The sequence below is a fragment of the Streptomyces sp. NPDC050433 genome (assembly GCF_044458565.1).
Taxonomy (GTDB): domain Bacteria; phylum Actinomycetota; class Actinomycetes; order Streptomycetales; family Streptomycetaceae; genus Streptomyces.
On record NZ_JBITIB010000020.1, the window covers coordinates 95386 to 115517 of the forward strand.

Sequence of the window (20132 nt, forward strand, 5' to 3'; positions counted from 1 at the left end):
CAGCACGTTCCTATTGCTGTTGTCAAGCCCCGAGATGCGCCCTGACCTGCGAAAACGCCATTCAGAAGAAGCCGTTCCCGTGTTACCCTGGATAGCCACGGAAGGGGTACCTGTCACATGACGTTCAAGGTTGGCGACACCGTGGTCTATCCCCATCACGGGGCCGCGCTGATCGAGGCTATCGAAACTCGTCAGATCAAAGGCGTGGACAAGACCTACTTGGTGCTCAAGGTCGCCCAGGGCGACCTGACGGTTCGCGTCCCGGCAGACAATGCGGAGTTCGTCGGAGTGCGCGACGTGGTCGGTCAGGATGGACTGGACCGGGTCTTCGAGGTGCTGAGGGCGCCGTACGCAGAAGAGCCGACGAACTGGTCCCGGCGCTACAAGGCAAATCTTGAGAAGCTCGCCTCCGGCGATGTCATCAAGGTCGCCGAAGTGGTCCGTGACCTGTGGCGTCGGGAACGAGAGCGTGGACTCTCCGCAGGTGAGAAGCGCATGCTCGCCAAGGCGCGCCAGATTCTGGTGAGCGAGCTGGCTCTCGCGGAGAACACGAACGAGGACAAGGCCGAGGCCCTGCTCGACGAGGTTCTCGCGTCCTGACCGGGTCCTGACCCGGATAAATCAATGCCGCGGTGCCCGCTGACCAGCAGTGATTCCTATGCTGTGTCGTCGGGCACTGCGGCATGCCCGGAGAATCCTCAGGCCGGGGAATCTCACAATCTGACACAACCGCGATCTCTTCAAGAGGCCCGTCTGGCCCTAAGATCTACTCGGCTGTGACACCCCGTCACGCCAACCGAATTCCCCGCCCGATCCTGGTGTGCCGGGCCCGGGGCAGCTGGCGCAGCTGATCTCGACCAGCGTCACGGAAGGGTCCGGTCAAGGTGCCGCGCCCGGCACGCTGTGGCCATACCCATGTCGGCCGAGGAAACAAACCTGCCGGAGTGCAACCGATGTCAGACGAATCGAGCCCACACCGCACAGCCGCCGTGATCCCCGCGGCGGGCCGTGGCATACGGCTCGGCCCCGGCGCCCCCAAGGCGCTCCGCACCCTGGGCGGCACCCCGATGCTGGTCCACGCGGTACGGGCCATGGCGGCCTCCCGCGCGGTCTCCCTCGTGGTCGTGGTGGCACCGCCCGAAGACACCGCGGCGGTCAAGCTGCTCCTCGGTGAGCACTCACTGCCTGTGCGCACCGACTACCTCGTGGTACCCGGCGGCGAGACCCGCCAGGAATCCGTGCGGCGCGGTATGGAGGCGCTGCCGGAGGACGTCACCAGCGTCCTCGTCCACGACGCCGCCCGGCCGCTCGTGCCGGTCGACACCGTGGACGCGGTGGTCGACGCCGTTCGGGCCGGTGCGCCCGCCGTCGTCCCCGCGGTGGCGCTCGCCGACACCGTCAAGGAGGTCGAGCCCGCGGAGAAGGACCAGCCCGAGCCGGTCGTGGCCACGCCCGAGCGGGCCCGGCTGCGCGCCGTACAGACCCCGCAGGGCTTCGACCGGGCCACGCTCGTACGCGCGCACCTGAGCGTGCCGCTCGCCGGCGAGGGCGCCACGGACGACGCCGGGCTGGTCGAACAGCTCGGTGAGCCCGTTGTGGTCGTGCCCGGCCATGAGGAGGCGTTCAAGGTGACCCGGCCACTGGACCTGGTGCTCGCCGAGGCCGTACTCGCCCGCAGGAGGGCCAAGGATGGATTCTGAGTCCACCGGACCGGCGCCCGCCGGTCTGCCGCTGATCGGCATCGGTACCGATGTGCACGCCTTCGAGGCCGGGCGTGAGCTGTGGTGCGCAGGCCTGCTGTGGGACGGCCCCGAGAACGAGGGCTACGGCCTCGCGGGGCACTCCGACGGCGACGTCGCCGCCCACGCCGCCTGCGACGCGCTGTTCTCCGCGGCCGGCGTCGGCGACCTCGGCGCGCACTTCGGGACCTCGCGGCCCGAGTGGTCGGGCGCGTCCGGCGTCACCCTCCTTACGGAGGCGGCGAGGATCGTCCGCTCCGAGGGCTTCGCCATCGGCAACGTCGCCGTCCAGGTCATCGGCGTACGGCCGAAGATCGGCAAGCGGCGCGACGAAGCCATGAAGGCGCTGTCGGAAGCCGTCGGCGCGCCCGTCTCCGTGTCCGGCACGACCACCGACGGGCTGGGGCTGACCGGACGTGGCGAGGGCCTGGCGGCGATCGCCACGGCGCTGCTGGTCCGCGCGCGCTGACCACCGATCCGAGCCCGGCCCGAAAACCCGTACGGCGGACGCTGGTTGAGGGAGCATCGCCGGGCACCCGTACGGCAGTGAACCCCTCCAGTGACCCCCTCCTCAGGAAGGCACCATCCATGGCAGCCGCTGTTCTCTCCGACGAGCTGAAGCAGCTCCTCGACGGCACCGTCTTCGTCGCCATCGCCACCATCCAGCCCGACGGCAGCCCTCAGGTCTCGCCGGTATGGGTGAAGCGCGACGGCGACGACATCCTCATCTCGACGGCCGTCGGCCGCCGCAAGGAGCTGAACCTGCGCCGCGACCCGAGGGTGACGGTCATGTTCCAGCCGTTCGACGCCCCGTACAGCTACGCCGAGATCCGCGGCTCGGCCACCCTCACCACCGAGGGCGGACAGGAACTCATCGACGAGCTGTCCATGAAGTACACGGGCAAGCTGTACGCCGACTTCAACCCGGCAGGGGCGGCGGAGGGCGAGCGCGTCATCGTCCGGGTCACGCCGCGCAAGGTCGTCGGCCGCATCTGACGCCGCCGGGAGCGGTGCTCCCGCCTCCGCCGGGCCGCTGTCCGATGCCGGACAGCGGCCCGGCGGCCGTCCGGCCGCCATGCGAAAGCCGCTGACGAGGGCCGTCCGGCGCGCCCCACGTCACGCTTCGGTGTCCCATGACCCCAAGGAGCCCTTGGCACTGCCTCCGGAGCACTACCCTTGTCGCGTGACTATTCGGCTGTACGACACCGGCTCCCGGCAGATCCGTGACTTCACCCCGCTCGTTCCGGGCTGTGTCTCGATCTACCTCTGTGGTGCCACCGTGCAGGCCGCTCCGCACATCGGGCACATCAGGTCGGGGCTCAACTTCGACATCATGCGGCGCTGGTTCGCCCACCGCGGCTACGACGTGACCTTCGTACGGAACGTCACCGACATCGACGACAAGATCATCGCCAAGTCGGCGGCGCAGGGCCGCCCCTGGTGGGCGATCGGTTACGAGAACGAGCGGGCCTTCAACTCCGGCTACGACGTCCTGGGTTGCCTGCCGCCCACCTACGAGCCGCGCGCCACCGGCCACGTCCCCGAGATGATCGAGATGATGCGCGGCCTCATCGAGCGCGGTCACGCCTACGCGAGCGAGGGCAACGTCTACTTCGACGTGCGGTCCTTCCCCGAGTACCTCCAGCTCTCCAACCAGGACATCGACGATCTGCGCCAGCCCTCCGGCGAGGGCGAGACGGGCAAGCGCGACCCGCGCGACTTCGCGATGTGGAAGGCCACCAAGCCCGGCGAGCCCGACTGGGAGACCCCGTGGGGCCGCGGCAGGCCCGGCTGGCACCTGGAGTGCTCCGCCATGGCGCACAAGTACCTCGGCAGCGCCTTCGACATCCACGGCGGCGGCCTCGACCTGGTCTTCCCGCACCACGAGAACGAGATCGCGCAGGCCAAGGCGTACGGCGACGAATTCGCCCGGTACTGGGTGCACAACGCCTGGGTCACGATGAGCGGCGAGAAGATGTCCAAGTCGCTCGGCAACTCGGTCCTGGTCAGCGAGATGGTCAAGCACTGGCGGCCCATCGTCCTGCGCTACTACCTCGGCACCCCGCACTACCGCTCGATGATCGAGTACAGCGAGGAGGCCCTGCACGAGGCCGAGTCCGCCTTCGGGCGGATCGAGGGCTTCGTCCAGCGCGTCATCGAGCTGGCCGGCCACACGGTCGAGCCCGCGGGCGAGGTGCCGCCCGCCTTCGCCGAGGCCATGGACGACGACCTGGGTGTCCCGGGGGCTCTCGCGATCATCCACACCACCGTCCGGCAGGGGAACTCGGCGCTCGCCGCCGACGACAAGGAGGCGGCGGTCGCCCGTCTCGCCGAGGTCCGCGCGATGCTCGGAGTTCTCGGTCTGGACCCGCTGGACGCACACTGGACGGGAGCGGGCGCCGGCGAGGACGGCCCCGACGGGCGGGACAGCATGCACGGGGTGGTCGACACCCTCGTACGGCTGGTGCTCGACCAGCGCGAGGCGGCGCGGGGCCGCAAGGACTGGGCCGCGGCGGACGCCATCCGCGACCAGCTCCAGCAGTCCGGACTCGTCATCGAGGACGGCCCGACCGGCCCCCGGTGGACGCTGGGCCCGCGTTGAGCGGGGCGAACACCACGGCCTCCTGAAGAGGCCGGGTCGCGGGATGCCGTGGGCCCGACCGGGCCCCGATTGTGCTGTCCGGCCGCCGGGCGGCACACTCGCGTGAACGAAGTGAATTTCTCACGAACCGACGAAAGCTACGAAACAGGTAGGTCATGGCCGGGAACAGCCAACGCAGGAACCGCCGCACGTCCAACAAGAAGGGCGCGCAGGTCGGCAGCGGTGGCAAGCGGCGCCGCGGCCTGGAGGGCAAGGGCCCGACGCCGCCCGCGTCCGCCCGCAAGGGCCATGTGCAGAACCGCGTCGCCAACTCCAAGGCCAAGCTGACCGCCCGCCGCCAGGTCGCCCGCCGCGGCGGCAAGGGCACCAGCGAGATGGTCGTCGGCCGCAACCCGGTCTTCGAGGCGCTGCGCGACGGCGTACCGGCGACAACTCTCTACGTACAGCAGTACATCGAGAACGACGAGCGTGTGCGCGAGGCACTTCAGCTCGCCGCCGACCGCGGTGGCATCCACCTGATGGAAGCTCCCAGGCCCGAGCTGGACCGTATGACGAACGGCCTCAACCACCAGGGCATGGTGCTCCAGGTCCCGCCGTACGAGTACGCGCACCCCGAGGACCTGGCCGCCACCGCCTTCGACGACGGCGAGGACCCGCTGATCGTCGCCCTCGACGGCATCACCGACCCGCGCAACCTCGGCGCCGTCGTCCGCTCCGTCACCGCCTTCGGCGGTCACGGCGTCGTCGTACCCGAGCGCCGCGCCGCCGGGATGACCGCCGGCGCGTGGAAGACCTCGGCCGGCACCGCCGCCCGTACGCCGGTCGCCCGCGCCACCAACCTGACGCGCGCGCTGGAGAGTTACCAGAAGGCGGGCCTGGCCGTCGTCGGTCTCGCAGCCGACGGCGACACCGAGGTCGGCGACCTCCCGGCGCTCGGCGGCCCGGTCGTGATCGTGGTCGGCAGCGAGGGCAAGGGCCTGTCCCGGCTGGTCGGCGAGACGTGCGACTACCGGGTGCGGATTCCGATGCCGGGCGGCGCCGAATCGCTGAACGCGGGTGTCGCGGCGGGAGTGGTGCTGTACGAGGCGGCTCGCCGGCGCTCCTGAGCGGCCTGGCCGGGCGGGGGCAGCGGCCGTGGGGCGGATGCCGGCTGGGGCGGATGGCGTGATCTACGTACAGATGTGCCGATCCCGGCACTCTTGACGGGTCTCGGACATTTACCGGCCGTCAAGGCAGTGTCCTAAACACAAGTCACTCGGTTAGATGAGTGTGGACACCAGAACGCCCCGGCCCGGGTTCGACGAACAGCCCCCGCTGAGCATGGTCAAGGTGGACTGCGATCCCGCGCAGGTCATCGTGAACCACGCCAGCTTCCGGGTGAAGCTCGCATCGAACCAGCGCCCCAGCCCCGCACGCGCCACGGCGGACACCGCGCGGATCCCCGCGATGAGCGGCCGCGGAGGCGCGGCACGCCGCCGAACCCCCGTCGTCTGGAGCGGCAGGTCGGCACCGGGTGACCTCGGAGCCACCGGGCTCCTCCAGGCCGTACGGAACTCCTCCGCGACAGCGTCGGGCGGGGGCGCGGCCCTCGCCGAGGCGCCGGGCGGTCCGTACGACATGGGGGCCACCGGCTCCACCCAGGTCATCCCGCGGATCGACCTGGGCGACGACACCATGCCGACGCCCCGCGTACCGCACCGCGGCGGCGCGGGTTCCGACACCCCGCTGCTGCCTCCCATGCGGCAGGCCGTGGGCGCGTACGACGCCCCGGAGTACGACACGTACGGCACGGGCGGCACGGGCGGCGCACGCCACCGCGGCGGACACGACGACCGCGACGACCGTGAGTACGAGCGCGACTTCGGGCGCGACTTCGGGCGCGACGGCGAGCATGACCGCGACCGCGACCCGCGCGGAGCACGGCACGACATCGCGGCCTCCGACGCCGCCGTACGGCACGCCTACTACCCCGGCCGCCGCATGAACCTCGGAGTGGTGCTCCTGCCGCTCCGCGTCTTCCTCGGTCTCATCTCCATCTACGCGGGCATGGGCAAGCTCTGCGACCCCGTCTACTTCGACGGCGGCAAGCGCGGCTCCATGGTCACCTGGCTCACCTCGCTGCAACCGTGGGCGCTCGCCGAACCGCTGCGTGACTTCGCCGTCTCGCACCCCGTCGGCGCCGGGCTCAGCGTCGCGTTCCTCCAGGTCGTCGCCGGTGTGCTGACCGTCCTCGGGCTCTGGCAGCGGCTCGCCGCCTGCTTCGGGGCGCTGCTCTCGGCGGCGCTGATCCTCACCGTCAGCTGGCGCACCGTCCCCGCCTACGACGCGCCCGACATCATCTACCTGGCCGCCTGGTCCCCGCTGATCATCGCGGGCGCCCCGGTCTACTCGATGGACGGCCGCCTCGCGGGCGAGGCCTGGCGCAAGCTCGGCCCGCGCTCCCACATCAGGGACCTGCGGCGGCGTGTGCTGCGCCGTGGCGCGGTCGTCGCGACCGTCGTCATCGGTCTGACCCTGCTGATCGGCTCCATGCTCGGCGGAGCCGTACGGTCCACGGACATGGTGACCGTGCCCGGACCGAACAACCCGGTCAACCAGCTGCCCGGATCACCGCTCCCGCAGAAGTCCGGCAAGAGCAGCGCGTCCGGCACGCCCACCGGCGAGGCCAAGCCGAGCGGCGGCAGCACGGCGCCGACGGCCGGCCAGACCAGTGGCCCGGCGTCCCAGCCGCCGAAGTCCGGCGAGGACACCGCCCGCGCGCCCGGCGCGACCGGCACGGGCGGGCGGCCCAGCCAGTCCCAGGGCACCGGCCAGGCACCGCCGCAGACGTCACAGCAGGCACCACCGCCGTCGAGCAGCCAGGGCCCCGCCACGAGCGGTGGTTCGACGGGCGGCGGCTCGGGCGGCGGCTCGACCGGCGGCGTCGGCGACGGCGGCGGCACCACGGGCGGCGGAGGCGGTTCGTCCACCGGCGGCGGTGGCGGGGCCCAGAACCCGATCGGCGGCCTGCTCGGCTGACGCGGGGGAGTACGCGACGCGTGAGGGCGGCCACCCGACGGGGATCGGGTGGCCGCCCTCGTGTACGCCCGCGTACGGCTCCGAGACCGCGCAGGACCGCCCAGGACCGCCCGGAACCCGTCAGGGCCCCTGAAACCGCCCCAGGACCGCCCCAGGACCGCCTCAGGGCTGCCGCAGGCTCAACGCGTGGCGGCGGCCAGCTCCTTGGCGGCCTCCGTGAGGTCCTTCGCGGTGTCGATGGCCCGCCAGTACGCGCCCTGCGGCAGCGGGAAGCCCGCCAGACTCCGCTCGCGCGCCAGCCGGGGAAAGGTCGTCCGCTCGTGGTCGCCGCGGTCGGGCAGCAGGTTCGCGAACGCCGAGGAGAACACGTACACACCGGCGTTGATCAGATACGGCGACGGCGGCGACTCGATGAAGTCCAGCACATGCCCGAACTCGTCGGTCTCCACGGCCCCCCAGGGAATCCGCGGCCGGGCGAGGGCGAGCGTCGCGGTGGCATCGCGCTCGGCGTGGAACGCGGCCATGTCGCGCAGCGAGAAACGGGTCCAGATGTCGCCGTTGGTGGCGTACCAGGGCCGGCCGGGCTCCGGCAGCCGGGCGGCGGCGTACTTGAGGCCGCCGCCGCGCCCCAGCGGTTCCTTCTCCACCACGGTCGTGACACGCAGCGGGAGTTGGGAGCCGTCCAGCCACTCCTGGAGCACTTCGGCGAGATGGCCGCACGAGACCACGGCGTCCGTGACGCCCTCGGCGGCCAGCCAGGCGAGTTGATGGCCGATGATCGGGGTCCCCGTGCCGGGGATCTCGACCATCGGCTTGGGACGGTCGTCGGTGTACGGGCGCAGCCGCGACCCCTGGCCGCCCGCGAGGACCACGGCCTGCGTCGGAAACGTCATCATGCCGTGAACGATAGGCGGGGCGGTCGGGGAGCCGGTGGTCAGTGCCCCGCGGTCTGCTGGGACACCCCGTAGGCGAACGAGGTGTCGCAGACGGGGCGGGAGAACGACTGCGCGCGGGTGGGTCCGTAGTGCGCGACAGCGGCGCGGCCGAGCGCGCGGGCCAGGGACATGCAGTGCTTGGCGAGCGAGGGGCGTTCCTCGATCTGGCGCTGGAGGTGGGTCAGGGCGATCCCCGGGTCCTTCTCCTGAAGCTCGACGAGCAGCTTGTCGCGGAGAACGTCCTGCGGGGCGCGGGACTTGGCGCGTACGGACGCCTTGTCCGAGGACGCGGTGAGGATCTGTGCCTCGGGGTTCTTCGCCGCCCACGGGACGGTCGCGACCGCCAGGGTTCCGGAGAGCACGAGGACGACGGGCAGTACGAGGGCGAGACTTCGGCCGATTCGGCGGGCAGAGTGGGTCACGGAGGCGAGCGTAGCGGTCAGTGATGATTTGGCGACATTTAGTCACTCGGCCGAGGGATGGTTCGAGAGGGTTTTTCGAATCGGGTGTTGACGTACATGATTCGAAATGGCCTGTGTGCCGGGGGATTTGACCGTCTGAGCGGCACACAGCAAACGGCCCCGCACCGAAGTGCGGGGCCGTTAGTACGTTCTTCAGGTCAGTCGCTGAGGCGCTCACCCGTGGACGAGGCGAAGACGTGCGTCTCGCCCGGCCGCGGCACGACGTGCAGCTTGGCGCCCTTGTCGGGAACGGCACGGCCGTTGACGCGGACCACCAGGTCCTTGTGCTCGCCGCCGACCTGCGCGTCGCCGTAGACGTAACCGTCGGCGCCCAGCTCCTCGACGACGTTGACGGTGACGGCCAGACCGGCCGGGGCGTCGTCGGCATCCTTCGACAGCGTCTTCGCGGCCTCGCCGCCCTGCTCCACGATGTCGAAGTGCTCCGGGCGGACACCGACGGTGACGGTGCTGTCACCACGGTCGGCCGCGGCGGAAAGCGCCTCGCGGGAGATCGGGACGACGCTGTTGCCGAACTTCACACCACCGTCGGTGATCGGGACCTCGACCAGGTTCATGGCCGGGGAGCCGATGAAGCCGGCGACGAAGAGGTTGGCGGGCCGGTCGTACATGTTGCGCGGCGAGTCCACCTGCTGGAGCAGACCGTCCTTGAGGACGGCGACGCGGTCGCCCATGGTCATGGCCTCGACCTGGTCGTGCGTGACGTACACCGTCGTGATGCCCAGGCGGCGCTGGAGCGAGGCGATCTGCGTACGGGTCGACACACGCAGCTTGGCGTCGAGGTTCGACAGCGGCTCGTCCATGAGGAACACCTGCGGCTCACGCACGATGGCGCGACCCATGGCCACACGCTGGCGCTGACCACCGGAGAGCGCCTTCGGCTTGCGGTCCAGGTACTCGGTGAGGTCGAGGATCTTCGCGGCCTCTTCGACCTTCTTACGGATGTCGGCCTTGTTGACACCGGCGATCTTGAGCGCGAAGCCCATGTTGTCGGCGACCGACATGTGCGGGTAGAGCGCGTAGTTCTGGAACACCATCGCGATGTCCCGGTCCTTGGGCGGCAGGTGCGTGACGTCGCGGTCACCGATGCGGATGGCTCCGCCGTTGACGTCCTCAAGACCCGCGAGCATGCGCAGGGAGGTCGACTTGCCGCAGCCGGAGGGCCCGACCAGCACGAGGAACTCGCCGTCCGCGACGTCGAGGTCGAGCTGGTCGACGGCGGGCTTGGTGGAACCCGGATACACACGGGTCGCCTTGTCGAACTGAACAGTGGCCATGGTGATGTGGTCCCTTCACCGGCAGGAACGTGCCGGACGATCCGAGTAAAGGAATGGCTCCCGCGCCGGAGGGCGCGGGATGGGTCTAGTCCACCTGGATGAACTTGAGGTGACGCTACCTCGCGTTTCAAGATCTGTCAGTAGGTGGACCGCTGTGAAATTCCCGGCCGACCGGTGATCGGCGCCGGTTATAGTTTCACCGCACGCCTCCTTAGCTCAGCTGGCCAGAGCAACGCACTTGTAATGCGTAGGTCGTCGGTTCGAATCCGACAGGGGGCTCCACAGGAACCCCAGGTCACCTTGATCGTGACCTGGGGTTTTCGAGTTCGGCCTCGATGGTGTCCAGGGCTCGTCTCGCGGTGGCGAGCTGTTCCCGGAGGTCGTCCGCCGTGTCGGGGGTGCTTGCGCGCCGTGGCGGCGCCGACCCTCTCCCGGCTTCCATCTCCCGTGCTTCCTGAAGGGAGTTGATGACGACGCCGATGAGCAGGTTCACGAGCAGGAACGAGCCGAGCAGGACGAAGGACGCGAAGTAGAGGATGGTCCAGCGGGAGATCTCCAGGCCCGCCCGTACCGCGTCGCCGAGGCCGTCGAGGGTGATGAGGAGGAACAGGGTGAGGGCCGCGCGGCCCAGCGAGCCGTAGTGCTCCGGGTCCTCGGCGGCGAAGAAGACCCAGCCGGTCATCGCGTAGACGTACAGGAGCAGTGCGCCGACGAGTACGAAACTCAGCGTGCCCGGCAGGCTCTTGCCGACGGCCACGATGACGATGCGCAGCTGCGGGAGGAAGCGGGCCGCGCGTACGACACGGGCCAGCCGCAGGAGCCGCAGTACGGTCGCGTTCTCGCGCGCGAAGGGCAGGAACGCCAGTCCGACCACCGCGAGGTCGAAGATGTTCCACGGGTCGCGGAAGAACTGCTTCGGCCGGTCGGCCGAGGCGGCGGCGCGCAGCAGGATCTCGGCGGTGAAGGCCGCGAGGAAGACGTGCTCGGCCGTCTTCAGCGTGCTGTGCCACTGCTCCACGGCACCGGTGTACGTCTCGGCTCCCAGCAGTACGGCGTTGCCGAGGATCAGACCGAAGACCGCGGCGGTGAACGCCGCCGACTCGGTGATACGGCGCGTGCGGACCGCCACGGCACGGCGTAAGTGGGAGGAGGTCCGTTCGGACATCGCGATGTCGCTTCTTCTCTCGTGCGGGCGCTCAGGCGTCGCTCGTCGCGGGGCCGACGAGTTCTTCCAGCAGGTCTTCCATGGTGACGAAGCCGAGCACGGCGCCCTTGTCGCCGCCGGTCACAGCCGCCAGGTGGGTTCCGGCGGACCGCATCGCGGTCATGGCGTCGTCGAGAGGTGTGTCGGTTTCCACGACGACCACCGGGCGGAGGGCGGTGGGGGCCAGCGGCCGGTCGCGTTCCACCACCCCGAGCACGTCCTTGACGTGCAGATATCCCTGGACCTCCCCCTTCGGCCCGGTGACCGGGAGACGGGAGAAACCCGAGCCGGCCGCGGCACGTTCCAGTTGGCGAGGCGTGATGCCGTGCTCGACCGTGACCGTGCTGCCGAGAGGCACCATCACCGCGCCGACGGGCCGGGTGCCGAGCTCCAGGGCGTCGCGCAGCCGCTCCCCGCCGGCCCGGTCGATCAGGCCCGCGTTGCGGGAGCCCTCGACCATCCGTACGAGTTCGTCGTCGGTGAAGACCGCGGCGACCTCGTCCTTCGGTTCGACCTTCATCAGCCGCAGCAGCACGTTGGCGAAGGCGTTGATACCGAAGATGACCGGCCGCAGGGCGCGGGTCAGGGCGACCAGCGACGGAGCCAGGGCCAGCGCGGTGCGCGCCGGGGCGGCGAGCGCGATGTTCTTGGGGATCATCTCGCCGATCAGCATGTGCAGATAGGTGGCCAGGGTCAGCGCGATCACGAAGGCGATGGGGTGGACCAGGCCGTCGGGCACACCTATGGACTCGAACGGCGGCTCCAGGAGATGGGCGATGGCAGGCTCGGCCACCGCGCCGAGCACGAGGGAGGAGATGGTGATGCCGAGCTGGGCCGTCGCCATCGCCGCCGACAGATGCTCCACCCCCCACAGGGTGTTCCTGGCGCGCGCGTTGCCCTTGAGGGCGGCCGGTTCGATCTGGCTGCGCCTTACGGAGATGAGGGCGAACTCGGCCCCGACGAAGAAGGCGTTGGTGAGAAGGGTGAAAGCTCCGATGGCCAGCTGAATGGCTGTCATGACGATTCCGTGTCGTTCGGTGAGGCCAGGGGCGGCTGGTGCGGCTGATGCGCTTGGTGCGGCTCGGGGGGCTGGGGGGCGGTGACGCGGACGCGGTCCGCACGGTGGCGCTCGACGTGGAGCACGGCCAGTTGCCAGCCCTGGACTTCGAACCGGTCCTGGAGCGTGGGGATTCGTTCCAGCCGGTCGGCGATCAGCCCGGCGAGGGTTTCGTAAGGGCCCTCGGGCGCCTCGAACCCGATGCGTTCGAGCTCGTCCAGGCGGATGCCGCCGTCCGCCTCCCAGACGGCGCGGCCGTCCGCGGCGGGCTCGCGTTCCACCAGATCGGGGCGCTCGTGCGGGTCGTGCTCGTCGCGGACTTCGCCGATGACCTCCTCCACGATGTCCTCCACCGTGGCTATGCCCGCGGTACCGCCGTACTCGTCGATGACGAGGGCCATGGTGCGGCTCTGCCTCAGCCGGCGCAGCAGCCGGTCCACGGGCAGGGAGTCGGGTACGCGCAGCGGCTCGGTCGCCAGCGCGGTGACCGGGGTGCTGCCCCGTACCTCCTCGTCCAGCGCGAGCACGTCACGGATGTCCACGGTGCCGACGATCTCGTCCAGGCCGTCGCGGTGCACGGGGAAACGGGACAGTCCTGTCGCCAGGGCCAGGTTCGCCGCGTCGGCGGCGGTGGCATGGGCGTCCAGGGCCTTTACGTCGACGCGCGGGGTCATCACGTTCTCGGCGGTCAGCTCGCCCAGGTGGAGTGTGCGGACGAAGAGTTCGGCGGAGTCCTTCTCGATGGCGCCTTCGCGGGCGGAGTGCCTCACGAGCGCGACAAGTTCGTCCGGCGTACGGGCCGAGGCCAGCTCCTCGGCGGGTTCCAGGCCGATGCGGCGTACGAGACGGTTCGCGGCGTTGTTCAGGTGCCGGATCAGCGGGGCGAAGGCGGCGGTGAAGCCCCGTTGCGGGGTCGCCACCACCTTCGCGACGGCGAGCGGACTGGAGATCGCCCAGTTCTTCGGCACGAGCTCGCCGATCACCATGAGCACCACGGTGGACACGGCGACGCCGAGCAGGGTGGCGGTCGTCGACACTCCGCCCGAAGGCAGGCCGACGGCCTCCAGCGGGCCGCGCAGCAGTACGGCCAGCGACGGTTCCGCCAGCATGCCGATGATCAGCGAGGTCACGGTGATGCCCAGTTGGGCGCCGGACAACTGGAAGGTCAGCCGCTTCGCGGCCTTGAGAGCGCTGCCCGCTCCGCGCTCACCGGCCTCGGCGGCACGCTCCAGCTCGCCGCGTTCGACGGTCGTCAGGGCGAATTCGGCGGCCACGAAGACGGCGCAGGCGAGGGTGAGCGCCAGGGCGAGCAGCAGGAGGAGTACGGCGCTCATCGCGACGCCTCCGTCCTGCGGCCGGGTGGGCCTGCGACGGCGATGCTTGCGCCGGGAGGTTCATCCATGACGGACCACAGCTTTCTGTCGGGTGGGTCGGTGTCGGCAGACCTGAGGAGGACGGAGGGACCGAGGGAGTTCAGCGGACCCCTTCGAAGTCGCCGCCGATGGTGAGAGTCACTTCACCCTGCGCGGCCTCGGCGTCCCCGGAGGCGGTTGTTCCGGGCAGTCGGGAGGCCAGCGCCCGCGCGTGCCGCTCCAGCCCGCCGGGAAACGTGACGGATGTGTCGTCGGTGTCCTCGGGCGCGTTGCCGGTCCCCACGACGGTGAAGCCGGCCGCGCGCAGGAGATCAGCGGCCTTCGCCGCCTCGCCCGCCCGGCCCGTTCCGTTGAGTACGCGGACCCGGACCGCCGCCGCGTAGAGCGGGTTCTCGCTGTCGGACTCGACCGCCTTCTTGTCCACTTCGCGGTCCTTCGCCAGAGCGGAGAACAGGTCGGCGGCCTGGGGGTACTGCCACACCACATTCGCCTTGTCGGCGGGTACGTCGGCCTCGCGGGGGTAGTTGGGCACGGTCAGGAAGGTCAGCCGGTCGCCCGGAATCCCCTTGAGTTCGGAGGCGAGGGCCGTCAGGGGCTTGATGCCGGCGAGTTCCTTGTCCGTGGTGAGCGACTCCGTCGCCGAGTCGAGGAAGCCGTACAGAGCCGTCGGACTGGTCAGCTTCTTCTGCGCCTTGGCCGCGAGCGCCTCCATGAACTCCTGCTGGCGGCCTATGCGGCCGATGTCGGAACCGTCTCCCACGCTGTAGCGGGTCCTGACGTAGCCGAGTGCCTTCTCACCCTTGACGGTCTGGCATCCCGCCTCCAGGTCGAGATGTGCCTTGGTGTCGTGGATCGCCGCCTCGGGGCACACCTCTATGCCGTCCAGAGCGTTCACCATGCCCTTGAAGCCCTGGAAGTCGACCGACATGAAGTGGTCGATGCGCAGGCCCGTGTTCTCCTCGACCGTCTTGATGGTGCAGGCCGCGGCTCCGGCGACCTCGCCGGTGGTGCCGCCGACCGCGAACGCCTCGTTGATCTTGAACTGGTGCGGCGTCGACATGGTGCCGTCGCCGCGGTCGCAGGCGGGTATCCGGACCCAGGAGTCGCGGGGCAGGGACACCACGGTCGCCCATTCCCGGTCCGCCGCCACATGCATGACCATCAGGGTGTCCGACTGCATGGTGGTGAGGCCCTTGCCGTACTTCCCGTTGTCGCCGTCGCGCGAGTCCGAGCCGACCACGAGGATGTTCTTCGATCCCGGACTGCTGTTGGCCGGCCGGTCGCCGCCGAGCTTGCTGTCGATGTCGGCCGAGTGGATGTTCCCGTCCAGGCTCTGATACGCCCAGAGACCCGCACCGCCCGCGGCCACCAGCAGAACGGCCAGCACCGCGCCACCGCGTACGAGGAGCCTGCCGCGCCGGGTGAGCCGCGCGGCCGGCTCTCCTCCGGCGTTCCGCGCCGCGCGAACCCGCGGTTTCCTGCGTTCCCCACCCATGCCGACCCTCCAGCGTCCGGCCGCGGCCCGCCCGACCACCGGACCGAACCGCACCTCGCGAAACTCTACATAGTTGTAGAGGAGCCCCGGACACGGCCTAGAGCGGGGTCGCCGCTTTCAGTACGAGGAAGAGTGCGATCGAGGCATCGAGCGCGGAGAGCGCGGAGAGCGCCGTACCCGCCGCCGCGACGTACGCGGCCACCCCGGCCGGGGTGAGCGCCGGCGGCCAGCGCCGCTCCGGCGGCACCGGGCCCAGCAGGGCGGCCACCCTGCGCGGGACGGGTCCGGCCGCGAACGCGGGCAGGGGCGGGTGAGAAGCGCGCCGGGAGACGAGCGCGGCCTTGCCCACGGCGTGGGCGGTCGTCCGCCGGTCGCCCGTGACGCGGGCGGCCTCCTCGTCCGCCCAGCGTTCGGTGCTGTAGGTGAGGGCGGACATCAGCGGGCGCAGCAGGGGGTTGGCGCAGCCCGCGAGCCGAACCGCGAGCAGCAGGCGGTGATGGCGGCCCGCGAGGTGCGCGCGCTCGTGCGCGAGCAGGGCCTCGCGCTCCGCCGGGTCGAGGCACGCCAGCATGCCGGTGGACACCACGATCCGGCCCGGAGCGCCGGGCAGCGCGTACGCGTACGGGGACGCGTCACGCAGGACCGCGACCTCGGACCGGGTCGGCGAGGAGCCGAGTGTGCGATGCGCGAGGGCGTGGAACCGGTGCTGCCGTACCACGACGCACGCGCACGCCGTCGCCACCACCAGCAGAGCGACGATGGCCGCCTTGCCGAAGAACTGGTCGTGCGGCACGGCCTCTCGCACCTCGGGGTCCGACCAGCCGTCGGGCAGCGGGTTGCCGGGCAGCTGCGCGGTGCCGACGACCATCAGCAGTCCCAGGCACAGCGTGCTGCACGACGCGAGGATCACCGCGACGGTCGTCAGCAGCCGGGCCGCGCGGCGCGGGTGCAGATGCCGCTCGGCGAGGCGCGCGATGGGCAGCGCGGTCAGCGGAAGCACCAGCGGCAGAAAGACGAAGACGCCCATGGATCATTCGTCCGGTTCGGCCGTGGGCGCGGCGGACGAGCCGGTTCCTGCGTCGTTCAGCAGGGACCGCAGAAGGTCCTCGTCGTCGGAGGACAACGCCGATACGAAACTGGACAGCACCGCGTCACGGTTGTCCTGCCGGTCGAGCAGTCGGCGCATGCTCAGCGCCGTGAGGTCGGCCTCGTCCACCGCGACCGACTGCCACAGGACGGGCCGCCCGGGGCCGGTGCGGGTCACCGCCCGCTTCTCGTGCAGTCGCGTCAGGATCGTGATGACCGTGCTGTACGAGAGGTCCTCCCCGAGCCGCCGCTGCACCCAGCCGACGGGCACCGGGGTGGTCGCGTCCCCCAGCGCCGACAGCACCAGCGCCTCCAGCTCGCCCTGCGCACGCCTCCTGGCGCGTGGCGCCTGCCCGTGATCGTCCCGCTCTCCGGCCACGACTTGATCTCCTTCCCGAGTTCAGCTGTTCCACCAGGACCTCCGGTGCATGGCGCCCGCGAGTCCGGAAGACGTTCCACTCTCGCCGATCGCGGCGGATCCCGCAGCAACCCATCTCTACAGTGTTGTAGATTTCAGGATGCGGCACGAACGCGACGACGCGGACGGCTGCCGGTACACGACGAGCGGAGAGAGGGAACACGATGGGTGTGAGCCTCGGCAAGGGCGGAAATGTCTCGCTGAGCAAGGAGGCCCCCGGCCTGACCGCGGTCCTTGTCGGCCTCGGGTGGGACGTCCGGACCACCACCGGGGCCGACCACGACCTGGACGCGAGCGCGCTGCTCTGCGATCAGACCGGCAAGGTGCTCTCCGACGGGCATTTCGTCTTCTACAACAACCTCAGGAGCCCGGACGGTTCCGTCGAGCACACCGGCGACAACCTCACCGGCGAGGGCGAGGGCGACGACGAGACCGTGAAGGTCGACCTCGCCGCCGTACCCGCGAGCGTGGCGAAGATCGTCTTCCCGGTGTCGATCCACGACGCCGACACCCGGGGCCAGAGCTTCGGGCAGGTACGCAACGCGTACATCCGCGTCGTCAACCAGTCGGGCGGGGCGGAGATAGCGCGCTACGACCTCAGCGAAGACGCGTCCACCGAGACCGCGATGCTCTTCGGCGAGCTGTACCGGCACGGCGCCGAGTGGAAGTTCCGCGCGGTCGGGCAGGGCTACGCCTCCGGCTTGAGCGGCATCGTCCAGGACTTCGGCGTCAACCTCTGAACGCTGCCCCTCGAACGCCGCCCCTCCGTACCCGTACGTCATCGACCGACCGAGACGACCGGGCAGGAACTGGCGCGCTACACCCTGACCGGAGGCGGGCACCACACCGCGCAGATCATGGCCAAGGTGCAACGCTCCGGCGCCGGCTGGCAGATGACGGCCATCGGCGCCCCCGCCCACGGCCGCACCTTCCAGGACCTGATGCCCGCTGTCTCCTCGCACCTCTGACGACGCAGCTCTGATGAAGCAGCCCTGATGAAGCAGCCCTGACGACTCGTGTCGGGTCAGTGGCGGCCCGAGACGCGGTTGGCCGTGCGGGCCAGGCGCGGGGTGGTGGGGGTGTGGGATCTGGCCTCCCGGCGGTCCGCCGTGCGGTAGGCCGCGTAGAGGGCGTGGACTCCCAGCCAGCGCAGGGGCTCCGGTTCCCACTTGCGGACCTTGTGGTTGACCCAGGGCAGGGTCGTGAGGTCCGTGGGGCCGGACTGGCCCGAGTCCTGTCGGATGAGGTCGCGCAGGGTGCGGGCCGCCAGGTTGGTCGTGGCGACGCCCGAGCCGACGTAGCCGCCCGCCCATCCGAGGCCGGTGGCGCGGTCGAGGGTGACCGTGGCGCACCAGTCGCGGGGGACGCCGAGGACGCCGGACCAGGCGTGGTCGATGCGGGCGCCCGCCGTGGTGGGGAAGAGGCGGACCAGGATGTCGCGCAGGGCGGCGATGGTGGCGGGCTGGGTGCGGCCGTCGTTGTCGGTGCGGGAGCCGTAGCGGTAGGGGACGCCACGGCCGCCGATGGCGATGCGGTCGTCGGCGGTGCGCTGGGCGTACATGTAGGCGTGTGCCATGTCGCCGAGGGCTTCGCGGCCCTCCCAGCCGATGGTGTCCCAGATCCTGGCGGGCAGCGGTTCGGTGGCGATCATCGAGGAGTTCATGGGGAGCCAGGTACGGCGCCGGCCCTTGAGCGCGGCGGTGAAGCCCTCGGTGCAGCGCAGGATGTAGGGCGCGCGGACCGTGCCGTACGGGGTGATGGCGTGTTTGGGCTTGATCTCGGTGACCGGCGTCGATTCGTGGATGGTGACGCCGAGTGCTTCGACGGCTTCGGCGAGGCCCTTGAGGAGTTTGACGGGGTGCAGCCGGGCGCCGTGCGGGGTCCAGGTGGAGCCGACGGCTCCGGTGACCCGTACGCGCTCCGCGGTCTCGCGGGCGCCGTGCAGGGTGCGGTCACTCTCGCCGAAGGCGATCTCGGTGGTGTGGAAGTCCTTGAGCCGGGCGAGCTGTGCGGGGTTGTACGCGACTTCGAGGACGCCGCCCTGGTGGATGTCGGCGTCGATCGTCTCGTCGGCGGCGACGCGGATGACCTCGGCGACGGTGTCGTTCATGGCCCGCTGGAGGCGGACGGCGGCGTCGTGGCCGTGCTTGAGGGCGTAGGCGTCGCGGCCGGCGATGCCGTTGTAGAGCCAGCCGCCGTTGCGCCCGGAGGCGCCGTACCCGCAGAACTTGCCTTCCAGGACGGTGATGTTGAGGAAGGGCACGGCCTTCTTCAGGTAGTAGGCCGTCCACAGGCCGGTGAAGCCGCCGCCGACGACGCAGACGTCGGCCGTGGTGTCGCCGGGGAGGGGTTCGCGGGGCGCCGGTATGCCGTCCTGGGCGTACCAGAAGGAGATGCCGCCGTTGATCGTGCTGCTCATGAGGGTGTTCGTACACCGCGCTCCGCGCCTGTGTCCAGGTCAGGGGTGCGGGGGCGGCCTGCCGGCCGCGGCGCGCTCGTAGGCTTGGTGTCGTGGAGATCCCGGCGGAGTTGGCGAGGACACAGGACCGTGCGTTCATCGCCGCGCTCCCTGCGCGAGCGGCCCACTTCCTGAAGAGGTGGGGGCTGCGGCGTACGGGCTCCGCGATGCACGGCATGTGCGCGCTGGTGCTGCCGGTCGAGCGGGTGGACGGTACGCCCGCGGTGCTGAAGTTGCAGAACCTCGACGCGGAGACGGCCGGAGAGCCGGTGGCGCTGCGGGTGTGGGACGGCGACGGCGCGGTGCGGCTGCTGGAGTACGAGGAGGAGTCGGGCACGCTGCTGCTGGAGCGGCTGGACCCGGCACGGGACTTGAGCCTGGTCCCCGTAGGGGACGGGGTGGCGGTCATCGCCGGGCTGCTGGCCCGGTTGACGGCGGTGCCCGCACCGGCGGGTCTGCGCCGGCTGGGGGAGATCGCGGGGGCGATGCTCGACGAGGCGCCGGTGTCGGCGCGGGCGCTTGCCGACGGGGCGGAGCGGCGGCTGCTCCTGGGCTGCGCGGGCGCTGTACGGGAGGTGGTGGGCGAGCCGGGGGACCGGCTGCTGCACTGGGACCTGCACTTCGAGAACGTGCTGGCTCCCGTACCGGTGGCCGGGTGCGAGGGCCGTGAGCCGTGGCTGGCGATCGACCCGAAGCCGCTGGCGGGGGATCCGGGGTTCGAGCTGCTGCCGGCGATCGTCAACCGGTTCGACGAGGGCGGCGGTGCGGGCGGCTTTGCGGGCGGCAGTGCGGGCGACATCCTTTGGAGGTTCGACCTGATGACGGAGGTCATGGGGCTGGACCGGGGGCGCGCGCGGGCGTGGACGCTGGGGCGGGTGCTGCAGAACTGCCTCTGGGACCTTCGCGAGGGAAAGCGGGCGCTGTCGCCGACGCAGACGGCCGTGGGCCGGGCGCTGTTGGCGCGGTAGCCGTCGAAAGGGCAGGCTGCGGT

General features: G+C 70.8%; 19 protein-coding genes, 1 tRNA gene and 1 pseudogene. 11 read left to right on the forward strand and 10 right to left on the reverse strand.

Annotation, left to right across the window (positions count from 1 at the left end; translation table 11 throughout):
- Positions 1–117 precede the first annotated feature (117 nt).
- The 7 genes from ACIBLA_RS24205 (at position 118) to ACIBLA_RS24235 (ending at position 7359) form a co-directional block, all read left to right on the forward strand.
- On the forward strand, positions 118–600 hold the full coding sequence (locus ACIBLA_RS24205) for a CarD family transcriptional regulator (protein ID WP_003953493.1): 483 nt from the start codon (positions 118–120) through the stop codon (positions 598–600).
- A 353-nt stretch (positions 601–953) separates the two neighbouring features.
- A complete protein-coding gene (gene ispD / locus ACIBLA_RS24210) occupies positions 954–1700 on the forward strand; it encodes a 2-C-methyl-D-erythritol 4-phosphate cytidylyltransferase (RefSeq protein WP_399199834.1) in 747 nt (248 codons plus the stop codon).
- On the forward strand, positions 1690–2208 hold the full coding sequence (gene ispF / locus ACIBLA_RS24215) for a 2-C-methyl-D-erythritol 2,4-cyclodiphosphate synthase (RefSeq protein WP_363241121.1): 519 nt from the start codon (positions 1690–1692) through the stop codon (positions 2206–2208). The genes ispD and ispF overlap by 11 nt, the downstream gene beginning before the upstream one ends.
- 119 nt (positions 2209–2327) lie before the next feature.
- Positions 2328–2735, forward strand: a complete 408-nt coding sequence (locus ACIBLA_RS24220) for a PPOX class F420-dependent oxidoreductase (RefSeq protein ID WP_363241122.1) — start codon at positions 2328–2330, stop codon at positions 2733–2735.
- Positions 2736–2922: 187 nt separating this feature from the next.
- On the forward strand, positions 2923–4341 hold the full coding sequence (cysS, locus tag ACIBLA_RS24225) for a cysteine--tRNA ligase (protein ID WP_399199837.1): 1419 nt from the start codon (positions 2923–2925) through the stop codon (positions 4339–4341).
- A 155-nt stretch (positions 4342–4496) separates the two neighbouring features.
- Complete coding sequence (gene rlmB, locus ACIBLA_RS24230) at positions 4497–5447, forward strand: 23S rRNA (guanosine(2251)-2'-O)-methyltransferase RlmB (protein ID WP_399199838.1); 951 nt, start codon at positions 4497–4499, stop codon at positions 5445–5447.
- A 157-nt stretch (positions 5448–5604) separates the two neighbouring features.
- A complete protein-coding gene (locus ACIBLA_RS24235) occupies positions 5605–7359 on the forward strand; it encodes a DoxX family membrane protein (RefSeq protein ID WP_399199839.1) in 1755 nt (584 codons plus the stop codon).
- Between the two features lie 179 nt (positions 7360–7538).
- Here the strand turns inward: ACIBLA_RS24235 and ACIBLA_RS24240 are convergent, their stop codons facing one another.
- From ACIBLA_RS24240 to ACIBLA_RS24250, 3 genes are all read right to left on the reverse strand, one after another.
- Positions 7539–8255, reverse strand: coding sequence for a nucleotidyltransferase family protein (locus ACIBLA_RS24240; RefSeq protein ID WP_363241126.1), 717 nt, complete (start codon positions 8253–8255; stop codon positions 7539–7541).
- Positions 8256–8293: 38 nt separating this feature from the next.
- Positions 8294–8716: a hypothetical protein gene (locus ACIBLA_RS24245; protein WP_363241127.1), complete on the reverse strand. Its 423-nt coding sequence runs from the start codon at positions 8714–8716 to the stop codon at positions 8294–8296.
- Positions 8717–8913: 197 nt separating this feature from the next.
- Positions 8914–10050: a sn-glycerol-3-phosphate ABC transporter ATP-binding protein UgpC gene (locus tag ACIBLA_RS24250; protein ID WP_363241128.1), complete on the reverse strand. Its 1137-nt coding sequence runs from the start codon at positions 10048–10050 to the stop codon at positions 8914–8916.
- A gap of 205 nt (positions 10051–10255) precedes the next feature.
- On the opposite strand from ACIBLA_RS24250, the gene ACIBLA_RS24255 reads away from it, so the two are divergent.
- Positions 10256–10332 (forward strand) — tRNA-Thr (locus ACIBLA_RS24255).
- A gap of 13 nt (positions 10333–10345) precedes the next feature.
- On the opposite strand, the gene ACIBLA_RS24260 is transcribed toward ACIBLA_RS24255, so the two are convergent.
- The 6 genes from ACIBLA_RS24260 to ACIBLA_RS24285 form a co-directional block, all read right to left on the reverse strand.
- Entirely contained in the window at positions 10346–11215 is an 870-nt protein-coding gene (locus ACIBLA_RS24260) for an ion transporter (RefSeq protein WP_399199840.1), read from the reverse strand.
- Between the two features lie 31 nt (positions 11216–11246).
- On the reverse strand, positions 11247–12272 hold the full coding sequence (locus ACIBLA_RS24265; RefSeq protein ID WP_399199841.1) for a hemolysin family protein: 1026 nt from the start codon (positions 12270–12272) through the stop codon (positions 11247–11249).
- Positions 12269–13645, reverse strand: coding sequence for a hemolysin family protein (locus tag ACIBLA_RS24270; protein WP_363241131.1), 1377 nt, complete (start codon positions 13643–13645; stop codon positions 12269–12271). Before ACIBLA_RS24270 ends, ACIBLA_RS24265 begins: the two co-directional genes overlap by 4 nt.
- Before the next feature lie 139 nt (positions 13646–13784).
- The gene (locus tag ACIBLA_RS24275; RefSeq protein WP_399199842.1) at positions 13785–15179 is read right to left on the reverse strand and encodes an LCP family protein; all 1395 of its coding nucleotides are present in this window, start codon (positions 15177–15179) and stop codon (positions 13785–13787) included.
- Positions 15180–15276: 97 nt separating this feature from the next.
- Positions 15277–16206 (reverse strand): M56 family metallopeptidase, encoded by a 930-nt coding sequence (locus ACIBLA_RS24280; RefSeq protein ID WP_363241132.1) that lies wholly within the window; start codon positions 16204–16206, stop codon positions 15277–15279.
- A 3-nt stretch (positions 16207–16209) separates the two neighbouring features.
- The gene (locus tag ACIBLA_RS24285; protein ID WP_399199844.1) at positions 16210–16644 is read right to left on the reverse strand and encodes a BlaI/MecI/CopY family transcriptional regulator; all 435 of its coding nucleotides are present in this window, start codon (positions 16642–16644) and stop codon (positions 16210–16212) included.
- Positions 16645–16847: 203 nt separating this feature from the next.
- Here ACIBLA_RS24285 and ACIBLA_RS24290 point away from each other — a divergent pair, with 203 nt between their 5' ends.
- Entirely contained in the window at positions 16848–17423 is a 576-nt protein-coding gene (locus ACIBLA_RS24290) for a TerD family protein (protein WP_399199846.1), read from the forward strand.
- 51 nt (positions 17424–17474) lie between these two features.
- Positions 17475–17651 (forward strand): annotated as a pseudogene (locus tag ACIBLA_RS24295) (TerD family protein); the annotation flags it as partial.
- 56 nt (positions 17652–17707) lie between these two features.
- On the opposite strand, the gene ACIBLA_RS24300 reads toward ACIBLA_RS24295, so the two are convergent.
- The gene (locus tag ACIBLA_RS24300; RefSeq protein ID WP_363241136.1) at positions 17708–19102 is read right to left on the reverse strand and encodes an FAD-dependent oxidoreductase; all 1395 of its coding nucleotides are present in this window, start codon (positions 19100–19102) and stop codon (positions 17708–17710) included.
- A gap of 92 nt (positions 19103–19194) precedes the next feature.
- On the opposite strand from ACIBLA_RS24300, the gene ACIBLA_RS24305 reads away from it, so the two are divergent.
- A complete protein-coding gene (locus ACIBLA_RS24305; RefSeq protein ID WP_399199847.1) occupies positions 19195–20109 on the forward strand; it encodes an aminoglycoside phosphotransferase family protein in 915 nt (304 codons plus the stop codon).
- Positions 20110–20132: the final 23 nt, after the last annotated feature.

Excerpts from the sequence above, each read along its gene's own strand:
- rlmB (WP_399199838.1), top strand. The coding sequence starts at position 4,497 with ATGGCCGGGAACAGCCAACGCAGGAACCGCCGCACGTCCAACAAGAAG.
- ACIBLA_RS24220 (WP_363241122.1), top strand. The coding sequence starts at position 2,328 with ATGGCAGCCGCTGTTCTCTCCGACGAGCTGAAGCAGCTCCTCGACGGC.
- ACIBLA_RS24300 (WP_363241136.1), bottom strand. The coding sequence starts at position 19,102 with ATGAGCAGCACGATCAACGGCGGCATCTCCTTCTGGTACGCCCAGGAC.
- ACIBLA_RS24205 (WP_003953493.1), top strand. The coding sequence starts at position 118 with ATGACGTTCAAGGTTGGCGACACCGTGGTCTATCCCCATCACGGGGCC.
- ACIBLA_RS24250 (WP_363241128.1), bottom strand. The coding sequence starts at position 10,050 with ATGGCCACTGTTCAGTTCGACAAGGCGACCCGTGTGTATCCGGGTTCC.
- ACIBLA_RS24260 (WP_399199840.1), bottom strand. The coding sequence starts at position 11,215 with ATGTCCGAACGGACCTCCTCCCACTTACGCCGTGCCGTGGCGGTCCGC.
- ACIBLA_RS24290 (WP_399199846.1), top strand. The coding sequence starts at position 16,848 with ATGGGTGTGAGCCTCGGCAAGGGCGGAAATGTCTCGCTGAGCAAGGAG.
- ispD (WP_399199834.1), top strand. The coding sequence starts at position 954 with ATGTCAGACGAATCGAGCCCACACCGCACAGCCGCCGTGATCCCCGCG.
- ACIBLA_RS24235 (WP_399199839.1), top strand. The coding sequence starts at position 5,605 with ATGAGTGTGGACACCAGAACGCCCCGGCCCGGGTTCGACGAACAGCCC.
- ACIBLA_RS24265 (WP_399199841.1), bottom strand. The coding sequence starts at position 12,272 with ATGACAGCCATTCAGCTGGCCATCGGAGCTTTCACCCTTCTCACCAAC.
- ACIBLA_RS24280 (WP_363241132.1), bottom strand. The coding sequence starts at position 16,206 with ATGGGCGTCTTCGTCTTTCTGCCGCTGGTGCTTCCGCTGACCGCGCTG.
- ispF (WP_363241121.1), top strand. The coding sequence starts at position 1,690 with ATGGATTCTGAGTCCACCGGACCGGCGCCCGCCGGTCTGCCGCTGATC.
- ACIBLA_RS24270 (WP_363241131.1), bottom strand. The coding sequence starts at position 13,645 with ATGAGCGCCGTACTCCTCCTGCTGCTCGCCCTGGCGCTCACCCTCGCC.
- ACIBLA_RS24275 (WP_399199842.1), bottom strand. The coding sequence starts at position 15,179 with ATGGGTGGGGAACGCAGGAAACCGCGGGTTCGCGCGGCGCGGAACGCC.
- ACIBLA_RS24240 (WP_363241126.1), bottom strand. The coding sequence starts at position 8,255 with ATGATGACGTTTCCGACGCAGGCCGTGGTCCTCGCGGGCGGCCAGGGG.